Genomic DNA, 17,589 nt, shown 5'->3' with positions numbered 1-17,589 from the left:
AGGAAGGTGATGTTATGGCACGAGATGTAATAATACACCAAATAAATGATTGGTCAGTGTTGAATAGTAAAGATGATGTATGGAATAATATTGACTTATCAACTCCAGAAATAAATTTTGGAATCCACAAATTTCAAGGTAGGCTTTGGAGTAGTGGTTATGTTGGAGTAGGAAGGCTACATGACAAGAATGGACGTTATTTGCAGTCGGCAGGAAAAGAGCATATTGTCGTTGTTACTTCGCAATATGGCATGGAGCCTTGGCATATGCTTGAAATGGTAATGTCTGATGATGAGTACGATGACTATATTGCCGAAGTGGAGGATGATGGCAGGTCATTATTCCAAGTATTTTATGACCAACCGCTTATTAAACTTTCCCAAGATATAGAGCAGGATGGAGAACTTTTATACGCATTAAGTTTTATAACTTCATGTTATGGTTTATGCAAAAAGGGTTTGAAAAAAACAATGTTCCACCAAGAGGAAAACTATTCTTCAAAGGTCAGAGGAAAGATTGAAATCAAAAAGAATATACGGATTAACACCTGCAAGGGCAGAAATGACAGATTCTATTGCAAATATATTGATTTTACTGAGGATAATATTGAAAATAGAATTTTGAAGGCTACTTTGCTGAAATGCAAAGAAATTGTAGGGAGACGCTTTCCAACTACATCAGAGGTGGCAAAGCGAGTAGCATATTGTACGAATTCATTCCGCCGTGTTCAGACCGTCCGTATTAAGACAAGTGATTTTAATGGCGCAGACGCATCGGGATTGTATATGTACTATAAACCGCTGTTGCAGCAAGCAAGGTGTATCTACGGTCAAAAATACTATGCTTATAAAAATGAAGAAGGAAAATCGGTTGCAAAAAGTGTATTTACAATACCCTATATGATTAATATGGAAACTTTGTTTGAATTTTACACTCGTATAGTACTCAAGCGAACCATAGACAAGGATAAATATTCTTTGGACAGTTATTCGAAAAGGCTGTTTATCCAAAAGGATGTTAGCGATATTTCGGATGTTGAGAGAGGCATTCATTTGATGCCGTACTGTATTCCAGATATCATCATTCGGGACAATGAAACGCAGAATCCCGTTGCGGTTATAGATGCAAAATACAAGCCTAATAGCAGAAGCGTCAGAGCAGATACACATCAGCTACTTTCATATGTACTGTTAACAGGTGTTCAAAAATGTGGCTTTGCATTTCCGGGTTCTGAAAGTAGGGCTAAGATAATGCATTCAACAGAGACGGCTGCATTACCGTTGTCTGTTGACTCAATTAATTATTATGAATTGATTTTGGGAAATGATTCTGATAATGCGGCAGATGCATTGAAGCAAATATTACTGTGAAAGGACTTGTGATGAAGTACTATACCGTATATCGTGAGGATACCGAAGAGATAATTGCATTTGGCAATGCAGTAAAATGTGCGGAAATTCTAGGATTAAAAGATGCACGGCAATTTCACGCTTTTGTTTCCAAAACACGGTCAGGATTGAGGAAACACTATATAGTAGTTGTTGAAGAAGATAACGAGGAATGAAAAGCAAGACTTGAAATGTTGGAACTATGACACTCATCAAGGAGGGAGTTTATGGCAGCACATCGTTCGTTTACTGAATATATATAAAAGAGATTTGATAATGATTTCTAGGAGGCTGCCGAAAGCTACCCGGAAACCAACTTCGATTCCTTTAGGATTGATTTTAAGCGAATTCACCGTGCCGGAGAAACGGAGATATCAGATGTAAAGGTGGAGTATGTATGGGGTGAGGACAAACCAGGCATGGAGATACATTTCGATGTAGCTGTGTTAATATGGTTTGAAACCCACGAAGCTGATTACCATTACGATGATTATGATGAGAGCATTGTGTGGATGATGGCTCATTGCCGTGGGGACTTGGCAAAAGCAATGATACATTAACTTACCAACAGTTTTATGAAGTTTGCTCATATGCTGAAAAAATGAAGTCCCTTGGACATGAGAAAATTGTGAGAACAGAATAAGCAAAATTTTTACGACGAGTTACTCAATGAGGTAGTAGTCCTTTATGGAATAAAATTGAGCATGAATGGCGGAATTAAATTCCGTTGTTCGTGGCTCTTTTTTATTGTGCGCCTGGGGGCGCACGTTTCTGACCGGTGAAAGTCCGGAATATGCCCGGTAGTGGGAAGGATATAGCCGAAGGCAAGGGTGTCCATCGCGAGATGTAATCTGAAGGAAACCGGATGTGGGGAACATACTAACCCACGGGCAAATCTCTGGTCTGATGAACAGAAATCACATCAGGCCATGCATGAGGGTAAGACTGCATCACAAGCCGAAGCCCAATAACTACACGGAATCATGTATGGTAAATGTGACAGATAGATGGAGAGAAAGTCCAATGTCTGATGGGGCATTTGACATAGGCGTGACACTGAATACCTACACGCATCTTGGGTTGGAGGATGCGGCTGATGAATTAAAGCGGATGGAAGAACTGGTGTGATTATTCCGGGGCTCTTTGGTTCTTCCGGAATTGTCCGTTTTTATGTTATCTCATATAACGTAGTTTAGCTTCCAATAATTCCTTACTACATCTGCCGTACATGGTTCTCTTTATCATTTTTAACCTGCTATTGGTTCCCTATACAAACCCATTGCTAAAATTATAAGATACTGCATTCTCAACAGCATCCATATCTCTTTCCAATCCTCTTGCGAAACTGCTGAGTGCATTTATTTTGCTATTTTTATATTTATCTATGAATAGATAAAGAAGAACCACCATCTTTTTCTGAAAAACATTTCGGAACTCTTTGATACAACTATGGATTTTCCATAAATCTGGAAATTTATCATAGATATAAGATTTGTGCAACTCTGCCAAAGCTGCATTCATCCACATATGCTTGAATACACCTTCTCTTGTAATAAAATCTTCATGTTTTCCAGTAGTCCCTATTTTATATTTAAGTGACTCTGTTCGTGTTCTTATATATGATTGAGGGTCAAAGTTTTTTCTTTCACGCTGCTCTATTTTTACAAGATAATCAAAAGCATTGCTCTTCGAACCAGCATATCCTTTTTCATAAATGGCTTTTACGGTTTTGCATTTACTCCCTCTAGAATTCAGACATTGCAAAATAAAATCATGAAAGACATCCAACTTGCTTTGATGTATTCCGTACATACTTAATTCTTTTGGATCACCTGTCCTGTATTTGGCTATCGTATTCCTTCCAACGCCCATACGTCGGGCTATTTCTCGGCAGCTACAACCTTCTTTTAGCAACGCTTGAATCTGGCAGATCGTTTTATAACACTTTTCTGAATAATTCAGAGAGTTATCCACATCGTGTGCCATTTTTTTTACTACCTTCGTTGTCTTCTGGTGTATTTTCTGTATGTGAAATCTTAATAGTAGCTGGTAATTCATGATTCAGTGCATTTTTTATTTTTTCCAGTAAATTTTGATGCAGGTGAAAGCGATCTGCGACCTGCATAGCATCTGGTAATTCCTCTGCAATGACTTTTGCGTAAGCACTGGCTCTGTCACGGGTAACTATTTTAATATGCTTATTATTTTTTAGCCATTCCCGCAATGAATTCCCATCTCGTCCATCTAGTAATGTAATAGGGGCATGCGTTTTTTCATCTACAATAATTGTTCCGTATGTGTGACGTTTCTTATAGGCGAAATCATCTATCCCTATCACATCACCAACAGGGGGCTCTTCCATACACTGATATCTTTTTAAAAGAAGGCGGATTACAGTATCCCCACTGATTTTTATTCCCAAGACTTTGCAAATCCGTGAGCATCCTTCACAGCTTGTTTCTAATGCCAAAGTGCAGATAAAATCAGCACATCGTTCGGTCATTCTGCTATAGGTATTTAGAAACCCATCGAAACTCTCTGCAATCGTAGTAACATCACAATCTTGATTTGTACAATCATACTCATGGGCTCTAATATGCAGTTGAAGCGTTTTTCCTAAAACAGGAAGATCCTGAACTGTTCTTATATATGTACCATGGTATTGCTCGGTAAAGTGTCCGCACTTGGGACAGATGCAGCTTTTAGTTTGCGATCTCAAGTAAATATGTATTACTGTTTCTGTTTGTTCAACTTTTGTTATCTGCAACTTATCTTCTGGAAAGAAGAGTTCTAAATCAAGTTTATTCATGCTCATAGAAAATCTCCCAATTTTATTAATGTAATTATAATATAATTTTCTATGATTTTCCAGGCAAAAACGGATAATTACGGAAGAACCCGCCGCACCGTAAGATTCATGGTGGATGCCAAAAAGGAATTAGAAAAGGTCAAAGGGGAAAATCCGGTATCGCAGAAAATGTTCCGGGCAATTTAATAATAGAAAGAACAAAATGGTGTTCTGCTTCAGCAGGGCATTTTCTGCTTTACCTACTCCCCAAATCAAGCAGGTTATGGTAGAATAATCGCAGTAGTAAGAAACCCTAGTTTCTATTACATTATATTTAGATATGGACCTGATAAGATGGAATATAAAATTGACGATTTAAAGAATATTGCAAGATTATTTGCTGGTTTAGGAAGTGTCGACCTTCCAGAAAGTATAAAGATTGATGAAACAGCTCTGTATGAATGTTGTTATGATATGGGGTGGGAAACATCAATTTTAGATAATAACAATTATAGTATAGAAATTTTAAGTAGTTTTTTTTGTCAATTGGCTGATGAAGAAAAATTGGTTGAGTTTATTGATTACTATTTTAACAAATATATCGAAAATAGGGTAACTGATTTAACTGTAGCGGGATACAGTATATTTCAGCTAAAAGATAGAATTCTCACTTCATTGAATGCATTATGGAGCATTTCAAACCAAGAGTTTGGAATAGACAACAGTAAATTTTCTTTGAAATTTGTTGATTTTAAGGAATATGACAAAATGGGAGAAGGTGGATTTTGTACTGTATATCGTTGTCCTACAGATGAATCGCGCGTATACAAAGTACTTAATATTTCTGAAAAAGCCGATGCAGGCTCGGTACATAGGTTTAAGAGAGAATATGAGATTATGAGCGAACAGAATGATAGTGGTTACACACTTAATGTGTTTGATTATGATTCTCAGGCTCTTAGATACTCAATGGAAAAGGCGAGTATATCATTGGAAACTTATATTGAAAAGAAAACACTATCTGATGAGGAAAAAGATGAAATTGTGATTAGATGTGCTGAAAGTATGAGATATTTACATAATAAAGGAGTAATACATCGGGATTTCCATCCGGGTAATATATTGTTGGGATGTTCTGGAGAATGGATGATTACGGATTTTGGGCTGGCGAAAGATATTTCTAGCAAATATTCTCATCAAACAACTACCACTCATGCTGTTGGACGCGCATGGTTTACAGATCCAACTCAGCTATTTGCGTTGAAAGATGGTAATTTTAGAACAGATATGTTTTCACTAGCAAAAACGATAGACTATATAATGGATGGGAACATGTCAGGAGCACCACATAAGTATTCATCTATTGTATATAAAGCTACTGCATCTAATCCAGATAGTAGATATGAGAATATTAATGAAATGTGTGAAGATTTAGCGGCTATCTGCGATAGGTCAGATTATGAATCGCCTGAAGAAATAGCAGAAAAGTTACTTGTAGAATATACAAAGGGTGGACAATTAGATGTGATTCGATTAATTGACTTTTTTAACAGAGATATCGATGGCAAATTAATGTGGCATTTGATAATCAAATTCGGGCAAGATATTTCTGTTCCGTTTATTAATGTAATTGAAGTGTCATTTGAAGTTGCACTAAGAGAAATACGAAGGGCTTCAAGTGAAATGCAAGAAAGTTCCCATAGTTGGGATGATTATGATATTATAGCATACTGGGCAATTGAGATAATAAAAAGTCGAAACAATAGAAATGATGAGATTAGTATTGAAGCAGCAAAGATTATCGAATATGTGGCATCAAATGTTGGAAGATTTAAAATAAAAAGTGTTTCCAATATATTGAAGAGGAATGCAAAGATCGATGGCCATATACGCGCACAACTGTCCTATCATGAAGGATATTAAGTTTGGCGTTAGAGTAATAAACATTTTAGATGTATATTAAAAAAAGTATTAAGAAATCGCAGTAGTAAGAAACCCCAGTTTCTACTAAGCTTCCTCAACTTGCCTCGTTTTGCCGCATTTTGCTTATGCTATGAAAAAATTAACAATTTTTAAACGAAATATAGAGTCGATAAACTACAGCAAATCGGCGAAATAGAACTGATGGAGGACTACGGTTTTACTACGATTGAGGGGCTAAAGAAAATATATGTGAAAACTAAGGTTTGTTGGATGATTAGTCTGGGATGAAAATTCGAATATTGTATCTTAGTGTAAACTATACAAATAGAGAAAGAAGGGATTATATGCTGCACCCCAATAGTTTATTCCAAAAGTACAAGGGAAAAATAGCGGACTTAGGCGTGATTAATAAAGAGAGTATTCAAACGGAACAGTTTTTACTTTATCATGATTCTAAAATTCAGATTTATTATGCTCCTCATAACGAATATATAAACGAAAAAGCCAGTGTATTTATTATCGGCATTACACCAGGTTGGAGCCAAACACAAATTGCATTTCAAACGGCAAAAAATGGGATAGGGACGTGTAATACAGATGAAGAAATATGTTTTAAATGTAAAGTAGAATCACGTTTTGCCGGAACAATGCGTAAAAACCTAATTTCTATGTTAGATGATCTGAACCTTCAGGAGTATTTAGGGTTGAAATCTTGTTTAGAGTTGTTTGACAAAAATAAATCACTTTTACATACTACATCTTTGATAAAATATCCATGTTTTTACAAGGGAAAAACTATAATGGTCATACTCCAACGATGGGATCTGTTGATATTTTAAGAAAATATATTATGGAAGAATTTTCAAAGGAGTTAGATTGTGTCCCGGATTTAAAATTGATTATACCATTGGGGGCAGCAGTAGAGGAGATCTTAAAAGAATTTTTTGAACCAAAGTCTGCACAGTACAGCAAAGTTCTGTGGGGATTTCCGCATCCATCAGGATTAAACGGAAGAAGAAAAATTCAATTTGAAGAAAAACGTGAAAGTATGTTAGATATACTAGAAAATGGCATATATTCCAGACAAAGTAATACTTAGAACTTTCTGACCGGCTGGCACAGCATCTGTGGCCATGAAATCCCAATTGGGCTTTGACACTACAAGGATACATTCCACAGAAGAGAGATGCTTCGGGAAACAGACCGGATTGTACTGATCCTTATGACAGACGGATTGTTAGGGAACCGTAATGATTTTGCGCCCCATAATTTTTCACCACAATTAAAAATGTGCAAGAAATCAATCGTAAAAAAAAACGATTGATTTCTTGCGCACTTTTACATATAATATAAACAAGAAAACGGAAAGGATATGGATAGTATGCGTGAAACAAGGGTAATAGAATTCAAAGAAATAATTGCAAACACGTTTTTAAAAACAGTAAGTGCCTTTTCGAATTATGATGGTGGAGAAATTTTTTTTGGAATCGATGCCTCTGGTAATATTAAAGGAGTGTCGGACATAAAACAGGCATGTTTGGATATTGAAAATAAAATTAATGATAGTATTTCGCCACAGCCTGATTATACACTGGAAATACAAAATAATGATAAAACGATAAAGCTTACCGTAAAAAGTGGTGTTCAGAAGCCGTATTTATACAAATCAAAAGCATATAAGAGAAACGATACAGCGACAATAGAGGTAGATACGCTGGAATTTTCAAGACTCATTTTGGAAGGGAAAAACATCAGATTTGAAGAGCTGCCAAATAAAGAACAGGATTTAGCTTTCGATATCCTGCATCAAAAATTAAAAGAAAGTATTCAAATCGAAACATTTAATCAAGATACATTAAAAACATTGAACCTGTATGACGGATTCAATGGATATAATAATGCAGCTGGTATTTTGGCAGATAAAAATCATTTTCCGGGAATTGATATGGTAAAATTTGGTGAAAGTATCAGTATCATTCAAAAGAGAGTTACATTTGAAAATATATCAGTATTGGCTGTATATGACAAAACGTTAGATGTATTTAGAGATTATTATCAATATGAAGAAATACAGGGAGCCGATAGAAAGAAGGTCGAAAAAATACCAGAAGCTGCATTCCGGGAAGCAATTGCAAATGCTTTGATACATAGAACGTGGGATGTAGAATCACAAATAAGAGTTCTAATGTTTGATGATAGGATAGAAGTTATTTCTCCAGGAGGATTGCCCTCTGGAATAACGGAAGAAGAATATTTATCAGGTAAAATTTCAGTTCTAAGAAATAGAAATCTGGCAAACGTGTTTTATAGATTAGGGTTTGTTGAAATATTCGGAACAGGAATTACAAGAATAAAACAACTCTATGAAGAGGGAGTGAAAAAACCAGAATTTGAAATATCAGAAAATACAATTAAGATGGTACTTCCGGTTTTTGAGGAGAATTTACATTTAACGGAAGATGAGAGAAAGATATATAAAGTTTTAAGCAGGACAATGTTAAAATCAATTAGCGAAATTGCACCTTATGCCCCATTTGGCAAATCAAAGACAACACAGTTGCTGAAAGAGATGGGACAAAAAGGTGTCATAAAAGTTGAAGGCAGGGGAAGAGGTACTAAGTACGTAATAAAGTAATCAATTGTAACTATTCAGCAGGTTTGTGCATTTACTGCGCAGACCGTAAGAAAATTGCATAAACAGGAGAATGAAAATATATGAAATCTTTAGTAATAGCAGAAAAACCGTCGGTTGCACGGGATATCGCACGGGTACTGCACTGCCAGAAGAAGCTTGCAGGCGCGATGGAGGGCAGCTCTTACGTGGTGACCTGGGCGCTGGGGCATTTGGTGACGCTGGCGGACCCGGAGGCCTATAATAAGAAATATACACAGTGGAAAATGGAAGACCTGCCCATGCTGCCTGAGAAAATGCAGCTTGTAGTGATCAAACAGACTGCAAAGCAGTATTCACTTGTGAAAGCACAGCTGTTTAGGAAGGATATCGGCGAAATCATAATCGCCACAGACGCAGGCAGGGAAGGTGAACTGGTGGCCAGATGGATACTGGAGAAGGCAGACTGCCATAAACCCATCAAAAGGCTCTGGATCTCTTCTGTAACAGATAAAGCAATAAAAGAGGGCTTTGCACATCTGAAGGATGGGAGAGAATATAATAACCTCTATGGCGCGGCGGCGGCCAGGGCTGAGGCGGACTGGCTGGTGGGGATCAATGCCACCCGTGCGCTTACCTGCAAATATAATGCCCAGCTGTCCTGCGGACGTGTGCAGACTCCCACCCTGGCTATTGTGGCAGGCAGAGAAGAGGAGATCAGGAATTTTAAACCGAGAGATTATTATAGTTTGGCTGTCATGGCAGGCGGCGTAAGGTGGAGCTGGACGGATGGGAAGAGCGGCAGTTCTTCCACTTTCCAGAAGGACAGGATAGAGAAGATCAAAGAGAAGATTGATGGGGCTGCGCTGACAGTAGTTTCAGTGGAAAAGAGTGCAAAGCATAAAAATGCTCCGGGGCTCTACGACCTGACGGAGCTGCAGCGGGATGCCAATAAAAAATTCGGGTTTTCCGCAAAAGAAACTCTGAATATTATGCAGAGGCTGTATGAGAACCATAAGGTCCTGACATATCCCAGGACTGATTCCAGGTATATTGGCAGAGATGTGGCTGAAACAATAAAGGAACGACTGATGGCCTGCGGGACAGGACCGTATAAAAAGGCGGCAGGTCCGCTGCTGACAAAGCCCATACGGACAAATTCCTCGTTTGTGGACGATAAGAAAGTCAGCGACCATCATGCCATCATACCCACAGAGCAGTATGTTCAGCTGGACCACATGACGAATGAAGAGAGGAAGATATATGATCTTGTGGTAAGGAGGTTCCTGGCAGTACTCTATCCGCCCTATGAATATGAGCAGACCACTCTGAGGGCGGAGGCGGCAGGAGAGAGCTTTACCGCCAAAGGCAGAACCGTAAAAAGCCCAGGGTGGAAAACTGTCTACGAAAACGCAGGTTTTGGGGATAACTCTGACGAGTTTGATGAGGATGAAGAGACAGATACTAATATGAATGTGAAAGACCAGACACTGCCTTCATTGTCAAAGAGCCAGGTACTAAAGGCCGGGAAAGCTGAAATGACATCAGGAAAGACAAAGCCGCCGGCCAGGTTTAATGAGGCCACCCTTTTATCAGCTATGGAGAATCCTGTAAAATATATGCAGACCAGGGACAAAGATTCCGTGAAAGTTCTGGGTGAGACGGGCGGACTTGGAACAGTGGCTACAAGAGCTGATATTATTGATAAGCTTTTTAATAATTTCATGCTGGAGAAAAAGGGACAGGATATCTACCTGACTTCGAAAGCAAAACAGCTTTTGGAGCTGGTGCCGGAGGATTTAAAAAAGCCGGAGCTGACGGCTTCCTGGGAGCTGAAGCTCTCACAGATCGCCAAAGGAAAGGCAAAACAGCAGGCTTTCATAACAAGCATCAGGGAATATACAAAAGATATAATAGGAGAGATAAAATCCGGGGACGGGACATTCAGGCATGAAAATATGACGAATAAAACATGTCCCCAGTGCGGCAAGAAGCTTCTTGCGGTGAACGGAAAGAACAGTAAGATGCTTGTCTGCCAGGACAGGGAATGCGGATACAGGGAGACTGTTTCCAGAACAACAAATGCCAGATGCCCCGTCTGCCATAAACGGATGGAGATGTATAAGAGAGGCGGGGAGGAAGTGTTTATCTGCGCCTGCGGGCACAAAGAAAAACTCTCGGCTTTTCAGGCCAGACGTGAAAAAGAAGGGGCAGGAGTAAATAAACGGGATGTCCAGCGTTACCTGAATAAACAGAATAAGGAAGCAGAGGAGCCGGTCAACAATGCATTTGCAGAGGCGCTTGCAAAACTTAATCTGAAGTAGGAGCAGAAAAAAGCCAGAAAAAGTTGTAGTTTTATATCGGATATGTTATAATCAACACAGTTTTAAGATGCGCTTTTTGCGGCGTGTCATCATCTAAATTAAAGACAAGCAGAGGTGCAAATAATGAAAAGAATATTGCTGAAGCTGAGCGGCGAGGCGCTGGCCGGCGACAAGAAGACTGGTTTTGATGAACCGACGGTCACGAAGGTAGCCAGCCAGGTAAAACAATTAGTGGATAAAGGTATTGATGTGGGTATCGTCATCGGCGGCGGAAACTTTTGGAGAGGAAGATCCAGCGAGACGATCGACCGCACGAAAGCAGACCAGATCGGTATGCTGGCGACAGTTATGAACTGCATCTACGTGTCTGAGATTTTCCGTTCGGTTGGTATGATGACCCAGATCCTCACTCCCTTCGCATGCGGTTCGTTCACAAAGCTGTTCTCAAAGGACAGAGTGAATAAATATTTTGAAAAAGGTGTGGTTTCATTTTTTGCAGGCGGTACAGGTCATCCGTATTTTTCTACAGATACGGCAACTGTCCTGCGTGCCATTGAGATCGAAGCTGATGTTATTCTGCTGGCCAAGTCTATAGACGGAGTCTATGACAGCGATCCCAAGGATAATCCGAATGCCAAAAAGTATGACGAGATTACCATCCAGGAGGTCATTGACAAAAAGCTGGGCGTAGTGGATATGGCAGCGTCCATCCTGTGCATGGAAAATAAGATGCCAATGATGGTGTTTGGGCTGAACCAGGAAAACAGCATTGTCAACACGGTGAATGGGAACTTTACAGGGACGAAGGTAACTGTATAACAAGAGTTAAAGGATGCAGGAGGAAATTAAGAAATGGATGAAAGAATTCAGATTTACGACACAAAAATGACAAAAACTTATGATAACCTGATGGCAGAGTTCGGAGCAGTCCGTGCAGGGCGCGCGAATCCTCATGTACTTGACAGGATCATGGTGGACTATTATGGAACGCCGACCCCGATCCAGCAGGTAGGAAATGTGACAGTGCCTGAGGCCAGAATGATCCAGATCCAGCCGTGGGATGCCAGCCTTGTAAAGGCTATCGAAAAAGCAATCATGGTATCTGACCTGGGGATCAATCCTAATAATGACGGCAAAGTTATCCGTCTTGTATTTCCGGAACTCACAGAGGAACGCAGGAAAGAGCTGGTAAAGGATGTAAAGAAAAAAGGCGAAGCAGCAAAAGTAGCAGTCCGCAATATCCGCAGGGATGCCAACGATGCGTTCAAGAAGCTGAAAAAGTCTGCGGATGTGTCTGAGGATGAGATCGCAGAACTGGAAGAAGAAGTACAGAAACTGACCGATAAGTATGTAAAAGAAATCGATAAGGCAGTTGAAGAAAAGTCTGGTGAGATCTTAAAAGTCTGATAGAGAAAGTGCAGAGAAAGAGGAGGCTTTTTTAAGCCTCCTTTAATATTCATAGCATTTTATCTTGAATGAACTTGAAATAGGGAGGATAAAGATGGTTATACCGCAGCACGTTGCGATTATACTGGATGGAAACGGCCGCTGGGCCAAGAGTAAGGGGATGCCCAGAAATTATGGGCATGTGAGGGGTGCCAAGAATCTGGAAGTCATCTGTGAGGATGCATGGAACATGGGTATAAAATACCTGACTGTTTACCTTTTTTCAACTGAGAACTGGAAAAGGCCTCAGGAGGAGGTGGACTCCCTCATGAAGCTTTTCAGAAATTATACAAAGACATGTATAAAGACAGCCAGAAAAAACAATATGAAAGTCCGCGTCCTTGGAGAACCGTCCGCCCTGGCTCCGGATCTACAGAAAAGCCTCAGCGACCTGGTTGAAGATTCCAAAAATAATACAGGGCTTAATTTTCAGATCGCTATTAATTATGGCAGCAGGAATGAGATGATCAGAGCAATGAAAAAGATGGCCCGGGATTGTGTGGATGGCAGACAGGCGCCGGAAGAGATCACAGAAGAAGTATTTGAAAGTTATCTGGACACGGCAGGGATACCGGACCCGGACCTGCTTATAAGGACCAGCGGTGAGCTCAGGCTGTCAAACTATCTGCTGTGGCAGCTGGCATACACGGAATTTTATTTTACAGAGGTCCCATGGCCGGCCTTCAATAAAAATGAGCTGATGAAAGCCATTGAAAAGTACAACGAAAGAGACAGGCGCTTTGGCGGCGTGGAGGAGGAATAATTGTGTTTTTTACAAGACTTATCAGTGGGGTTGTATTAGTTCTCGCTGCATTGGTAACTATAATAAGCGGTGATATAGTGCTCCTTGTGACACTTCTTCTGACATCGCTTGCAGGGCTTTTCGAACTCTACCGTGCCGTAAAAGTTCAGGAAAAGGGATTTTCAGTACTGGCGGCTGTAGGTTATGCAGGCACACTGCTGTATTATCTCATGTTACTTTTGGGGTTAGAAGCATATAGTATGATAGGGCTGATATTTTTACTGGCCGCCTTTATGTCTGTCTATGTGTTCACCTTTCCGAAATACAGGTCTGAACAGGTTATGTCAGCGTTTTTCGGAGTCGTATATGTTTCCGTTATGCTCTCCTATATTTACCAGACGAGGATGATGGAGGACGGCGCCTTTCTTGTGTGGCTCATCTTCCTGTGTTCCTGGGGGTGCGATACGTGCGCTTACTGTGTAGGTGTGCTGATTGGAAAACATAAGATGTCCCCGAAGCTGAGCCCTAAGAAGTCTGTTGAGGGTGCCGTCGGAGGCGTTGTGGGAGCTGCTGTGTTAGGCGCAGCGTATGCGGCTGTGGTTGGAAAATACCTGCAGACAGACAGTAACCATATAGTAATGTATGCAGCCATATGTGCGGCAGGCGCCCTGATCTCCATGATAGGAGACCTGGCTGCATCCGCCATCAAGAGGAATCATGAAATAAAGGATTACGGCAAGCTGATACCAGGACACGGCGGGATTCTGGACCGGTTTGACAGCGTGATTTTCACGGCGCCGGTCATCTATTTTCTTGCTATGGTAATGATGTAACGGATAAAGAGGAGATAATGATGAAAACAATTGCGATTCTGGGTTCCACAGGCTCTATTGGTACCCAGACATTAGAGGTCGTGGCTGAGAATAAGGATATAAAGGTGGCAGCCCTGGCAGCAGGCGGCCATAATCTGAAGCTTCTGGAGAGGCAGATACGTCAGTACTGTCCGTCCAGAGTGGCAGTATGGGAAGAAGCGGCTGCAAAAGAACTCAGGGCATCTGTACGTGACCTGCCTGTCCGGGTGGTCAGCGGAATGGATGGCCTTATTGAGCTGTCTGTTATGGAGGAAGTTGACATACTTGTGACTGCCATAGTAGGCATGATAGGGATAAGGCCAACGATAGAAGCCATAAAGGCGGGAAAGGATATAGCTCTTGCAAATAAAGAAACCCTGGTGACAGCTGGGCATATTATTATGCCGCTTGCCAGAGAATGCGGTGTCCGTATCCTTCCTGTGGACAGTGAACACAGTGCGATTTTTCAGTCACTGAACGGGGAGGACAGAAAGTGTATAAGCAAGATACTGCTGACAGCCTCAGGCGGTCCTTTCCGCGGAAAAAAACGCAGCGATCTGGAGAAGGTCCAGGTGGAAGATGCCTTGAAGCATCCTAACTGGTCTATGGGACAGAAGATCACCATCGACTCGGCGACTCTGGTCAATAAAGGACTGGAAGTGATGGAGGCCAGGTGGCTGTTTGATGTCAGTCTGGATCAGATACAGGTAGTAGTCCAGCCCAAAAGTATCATACATTCCATGGTGGAATATGTGGACGGGGCGGTCATAGCGCAGCTGGGCACTCCGGATATGAAGCTGCCCATTCAGTATGCCCTTTACTACCCGGACAGGAGGTATCTGCCGGGCGAAAGGCTGGACTTTGGAAAGCTTTCCCAGATAACTTTTGAAGAACCGGATATGGAGACTTTTCTGGGACTTCCGCTTGCGTTTGACGCTTCCCGGGCCGGAGGCTCCATGCCTACAGTGTTTAACGCGGCAAATGAGCTTGCGGTAAGTAAATTCCTACATAAGCGTATAAGGTTCCTGGATATTTACGAGATCATATCTGCAAGCATGCAGGCACATAAGATAATCCAGAATCCCACTGTGGAAGAAATACTCATGACAGAGCAGGCGACTTATGAATTGATTGAAAGCAGGTGGTAGGGTGAAAATAATCATTGCACTTTTGATATTTAGTTTAATTATTATCATACATGAGCTGGGACATTTCTTCCTGGCAAAATACAACGGAGTAGTAGTAACGGAATTTTCTCTGGGAATGGGCCCAAGGATCATCAGCACTGTAAAAGGCGGCACAAGATATTCATGGAAACTGCTGCCGTTCGGCGGTTCCTGCATGATGCTGGGGGAAGATGACGGAGTAATGGAATCGGGTTCATTTGGCAGCAAATCTGTCTGGGCCAGGATGTCGATTGTTGTGGCAGGACCAATATTTAACTTTGTACTTGCATTTTTGCTGTCGCTGTTTGTCATTGGCAGTATTGGCCATGATGTGCCTGAGATCTTAAATGTAACAGAAGGTTCGCCGGCAGAGGCTGCAGGACTGCAGCCAGGGGACACGATCATTTCCATGAATGGGAAGAAGGTCCATCTGTACAGGGAAGTTTCAAATTATATCACATTTCATCAGGGAAAGACCATAGACCTGAAGTATGAGCATAACGGTGAAGTTAAAGAGACTACCATCGTGCCTCAGCTGGATAAAGAGACGGGAAGATACCTGATGGGTATCAGCGGGAGCAGCAACTACCGTGTAAAGGGGAATGCCTGGGATACGATAAAATACAGCGCATACGAAGTAAAATACTGGATAGAGACTACTATAGACAGCCTGAAGATGCTTTTTAAGGGTGAGGTCGGACTCAATGATCTGTCAGGACCAGTGGGCGTAGTCGATATCATAGGCGAGACATATGAGAAGAGCGCCGAGGACGGCGGGTTCTATATATGGCTGAACATGCTGAATATATCCATACTTCTGACGGCCAACTTAGGTGTCATGAACCTTCTGCCTATACCTGCCCTTGACGGCGGCAGGCTGGTGTTCCTGATCATAGAAGCCATCCGCAGGAAACGTATTGATCCGGAAAAAGAAGGAATGGTTAATTTCATCGGCCTTATGGCGCTGATGCTTCTGATGGTTGTCGTTATGTTTAATGATGTGCGGAAACTGTTTTAGAGCCGGGGAACGAAAAGAAAAATATAGCATATACTGAAACGAGAAGCTATCGTTGAGGTTTATATGGAAATAAAAAATATAACTGCCATGCAGCAGGATGCGCCTGACCAGGGAAAACTCAGGCTTTCCGTAGTGTCAAACACGGGATATGCCCCTATTCAGGATGCTGTAATTGATATCTCGTACACCGGAGACCCTGAGAGCACGGTTGAAGAGGTGACAACAGACCAGAACGGCCAGACAGAGACCCTGGAGCTTCCGGCTCCGCCGCTGGAGTACAGCATGGCTCCATCTGAGAACCAGCCGTATTCTGAATATACATTTCGTGTCAGCGCGCCGGGGTATGAGACACTGACTATCTCAGGAGCGGAAATACTGCCGGATGCCACAGCTCTTCAGGAGATACGCCTGCGTCCGCTTGCTCCCGGCGAAACGATTGATAATATTGTTATACCTGCACATACTCTCTTCGGCGACTATCCGCCGAAGATTGCAGAGGCTGAGATCAAACCTGTCAGCCAGTTCGGAGAGATAGTATTAAGCAGAGTGGTGGTGCCGGAATTTGTGGTGGTGCATGACGGTTCCCCTATGGATACTACGGCAACAGATTATTATGTGCGGTACAAGGATTATATTAAGAATGTGGCATCGAGTGAAATATATGCAACCTGGCCGGCAGCGACCATCAGAGCGAATGTATTGGCTATCATGTCATTTACCCTGAACAGGGTATACACAGAGTGGTACAGGAATAAAGGGTTTGATTTTACTATCACGTCCTCCACCGCCTTTGACCACAAGTGGATATACGGCAGAAATATTTTTGAAAGTATCTCAGTAATAGTGGATGAATTATTTGCCAATTATCTGTCAAGGCCGAATGTAAAACAGCCGATCCTGACACAGTACTGTGACGGACAGAGAGTATCCTGCCCCAACTGGATGACACAGTGGGGGTCAAAGAGCCTGGGAGATCAGGGGTATCAGGCGATAGAGATACTGAGATATTATTATGGGGACAATATGTATATTAACACGGCGGAGGAAGTTTCGGGGATTCCCTCATCGTGGCCGGGGTATGCTCTTGATATCGGGTCGTCCGGCGCAAAAGTGCTCCAGATGCAGGAGCAGATAAACGCGATCTCCAACAACTATCCTCTGATTCCCAAAATAGCAGAGGACGGTATATTCGGGGAGGGCACACAAAATGCGGTGAGAGTGTTCCAGAGCGTATTTGGGCTTCCTCAGACAGGTGTGGTAGATTACAGTACCTGGTTCAAAATCCAGGAAATCTATGTGGCAGTGACGAGGATCGCAGAATTAAATCCATAA

At 41.7% G+C, this 17,589-nt stretch carries 18 protein-coding genes; 16 read left to right on the top strand and 2 right to left on the bottom strand.

The genetic code is table 11. The features are described 5' to 3' along the window. Positions 1-14: 14 nt before the first annotated feature. From NSB28_RS17680 to NSB28_RS17665, 4 genes are all read left to right on the top strand, one after another. On the top strand, positions 15-1,370 hold the full coding sequence (locus NSB28_RS17680; protein ID WP_109747992.1) for a 5-methylcytosine restriction system specificity protein McrC: 1,356 nt from the start codon (positions 15-17) through the stop codon (positions 1,368-1,370). After that, entirely contained in the window at positions 1,367-1,564 is a 198-nt protein-coding gene (locus NSB28_RS17675) for a hypothetical protein (RefSeq protein WP_109747993.1), read from the top strand. Before NSB28_RS17680 ends, NSB28_RS17675 begins: the two co-directional genes overlap by 4 nt. A 210-nt stretch (positions 1,565-1,774) precedes the next feature. Next, a complete protein-coding gene (locus NSB28_RS17670) occupies positions 1,775-1,948 on the top strand; it encodes a hypothetical protein (protein ID WP_257497923.1) in 174 nt (57 codons plus the stop codon). Between the two features lie 373 nt (positions 1,949-2,321). Continuing rightward, positions 2,322-2,516, top strand: coding sequence for a hypothetical protein (locus tag NSB28_RS17665; RefSeq protein WP_257497924.1), 195 nt, complete (start codon positions 2,322-2,324; stop codon positions 2,514-2,516). Between the two features lie 138 nt (positions 2,517-2,654). On the opposite strand, the gene NSB28_RS17660 is transcribed toward NSB28_RS17665, so the two are convergent. Both NSB28_RS17660 and NSB28_RS17655 read right to left on the bottom strand, forming a co-directional pair. Beyond that, complete coding sequence (locus NSB28_RS17660; protein ID WP_257497925.1) at positions 2,655-3,374, bottom strand: helix-turn-helix domain-containing protein; 720 nt, start codon at positions 3,372-3,374, stop codon at positions 2,655-2,657. After that, the gene (locus NSB28_RS17655) at positions 3,355-4,203 is read right to left on the bottom strand and encodes a transposase (protein ID WP_257497926.1); all 849 of its coding nucleotides are present in this window, start codon (positions 4,201-4,203) and stop codon (positions 3,355-3,357) included. Before NSB28_RS17655 ends, NSB28_RS17660 begins: the two co-directional genes overlap by 20 nt. 327 nt (positions 4,204-4,530) lie before the next feature. Between NSB28_RS17655 and NSB28_RS17650 the strand changes: the two genes are divergently transcribed. From NSB28_RS17650 to NSB28_RS17595, 12 genes are all read left to right on the top strand, one after another. After that, positions 4,531-6,099: a protein kinase domain-containing protein gene (locus tag NSB28_RS17650; RefSeq protein WP_109747995.1), complete on the top strand. Its 1,569-nt coding sequence runs from the start codon at positions 4,531-4,533 to the stop codon at positions 6,097-6,099. A gap of 344 nt (positions 6,100-6,443) precedes the next feature. Then, positions 6,444-6,938: a hypothetical protein gene (locus NSB28_RS17645; protein ID WP_109747996.1), complete on the top strand. Its 495-nt coding sequence runs from the start codon at positions 6,444-6,446 to the stop codon at positions 6,936-6,938. Positions 6,939-6,949: 11 nt separating this feature from the next. Beyond that, positions 6,950-7,198: a uracil-DNA glycosylase family protein gene (locus tag NSB28_RS17640; protein WP_257497927.1), complete on the top strand. Its 249-nt coding sequence runs from the start codon at positions 6,950-6,952 to the stop codon at positions 7,196-7,198. Positions 7,199-7,480: 282 nt separating this feature from the next. Then, positions 7,481-8,734, top strand: a complete 1,254-nt coding sequence (locus NSB28_RS17635) for an ATP-binding protein (protein ID WP_109747998.1) — start codon at positions 7,481-7,483, stop codon at positions 8,732-8,734. Positions 8,735-8,814: 80 nt separating this feature from the next. Continuing rightward, positions 8,815-11,034, top strand: coding sequence for a DNA topoisomerase III (locus NSB28_RS17630; protein ID WP_109747999.1), 2,220 nt, complete (start codon positions 8,815-8,817; stop codon positions 11,032-11,034). A 123-nt stretch (positions 11,035-11,157) separates the two neighbouring features. Continuing rightward, complete coding sequence (gene pyrH, locus NSB28_RS17625) at positions 11,158-11,853, top strand: UMP kinase (RefSeq protein WP_109748000.1); 696 nt, start codon at positions 11,158-11,160, stop codon at positions 11,851-11,853. A 33-nt stretch (positions 11,854-11,886) separates the two neighbouring features. Next, entirely contained in the window at positions 11,887-12,441 is a 555-nt protein-coding gene (gene frr, locus NSB28_RS17620; protein WP_109748001.1) for a ribosome recycling factor, read from the top strand. A 94-nt stretch (positions 12,442-12,535) separates the two neighbouring features. Next, positions 12,536-13,243, top strand: coding sequence for an isoprenyl transferase (locus NSB28_RS17615; protein ID WP_109748002.1), 708 nt, complete (start codon positions 12,536-12,538; stop codon positions 13,241-13,243). A 2-nt stretch (positions 13,244-13,245) separates the two neighbouring features. Then, positions 13,246-14,055 carry a phosphatidate cytidylyltransferase gene (locus NSB28_RS17610; protein WP_109748003.1) on the top strand — a complete coding sequence of 270 codons (810 nt, stop codon included), beginning with the start codon at positions 13,246-13,248 and terminating at the stop codon, positions 14,053-14,055. A gap of 20 nt (positions 14,056-14,075) precedes the next feature. Then, a complete protein-coding gene (locus tag NSB28_RS17605) occupies positions 14,076-15,221 on the top strand; it encodes a 1-deoxy-D-xylulose-5-phosphate reductoisomerase (RefSeq protein WP_109748004.1) in 1,146 nt (381 codons plus the stop codon). A 1-nt stretch (position 15,222) separates the two neighbouring features. Next, positions 15,223-16,257 (top strand): RIP metalloprotease RseP, encoded by a 1,035-nt coding sequence (gene rseP, locus NSB28_RS17600; protein WP_109748005.1) that lies wholly within the window; start codon positions 15,223-15,225, stop codon positions 16,255-16,257. Between the two features lie 63 nt (positions 16,258-16,320). Continuing rightward, positions 16,321-17,589, top strand: a complete 1,269-nt coding sequence (locus tag NSB28_RS17595) for a peptidoglycan-binding protein (RefSeq protein WP_109748006.1) — start codon at positions 16,321-16,323, stop codon at positions 17,587-17,589.

Origin of the sequence: Murimonas intestini (assembly GCF_024622195.1) — a bacterium.
Taxonomy (GTDB): Bacteria; Bacillota; Clostridia; order Lachnospirales; family Lachnospiraceae; genus Murimonas; species Murimonas intestini.
Note: the sequence above shows the minus strand (reverse complement) of the source record. Positions and strands in the feature narration are given on the sequence as shown.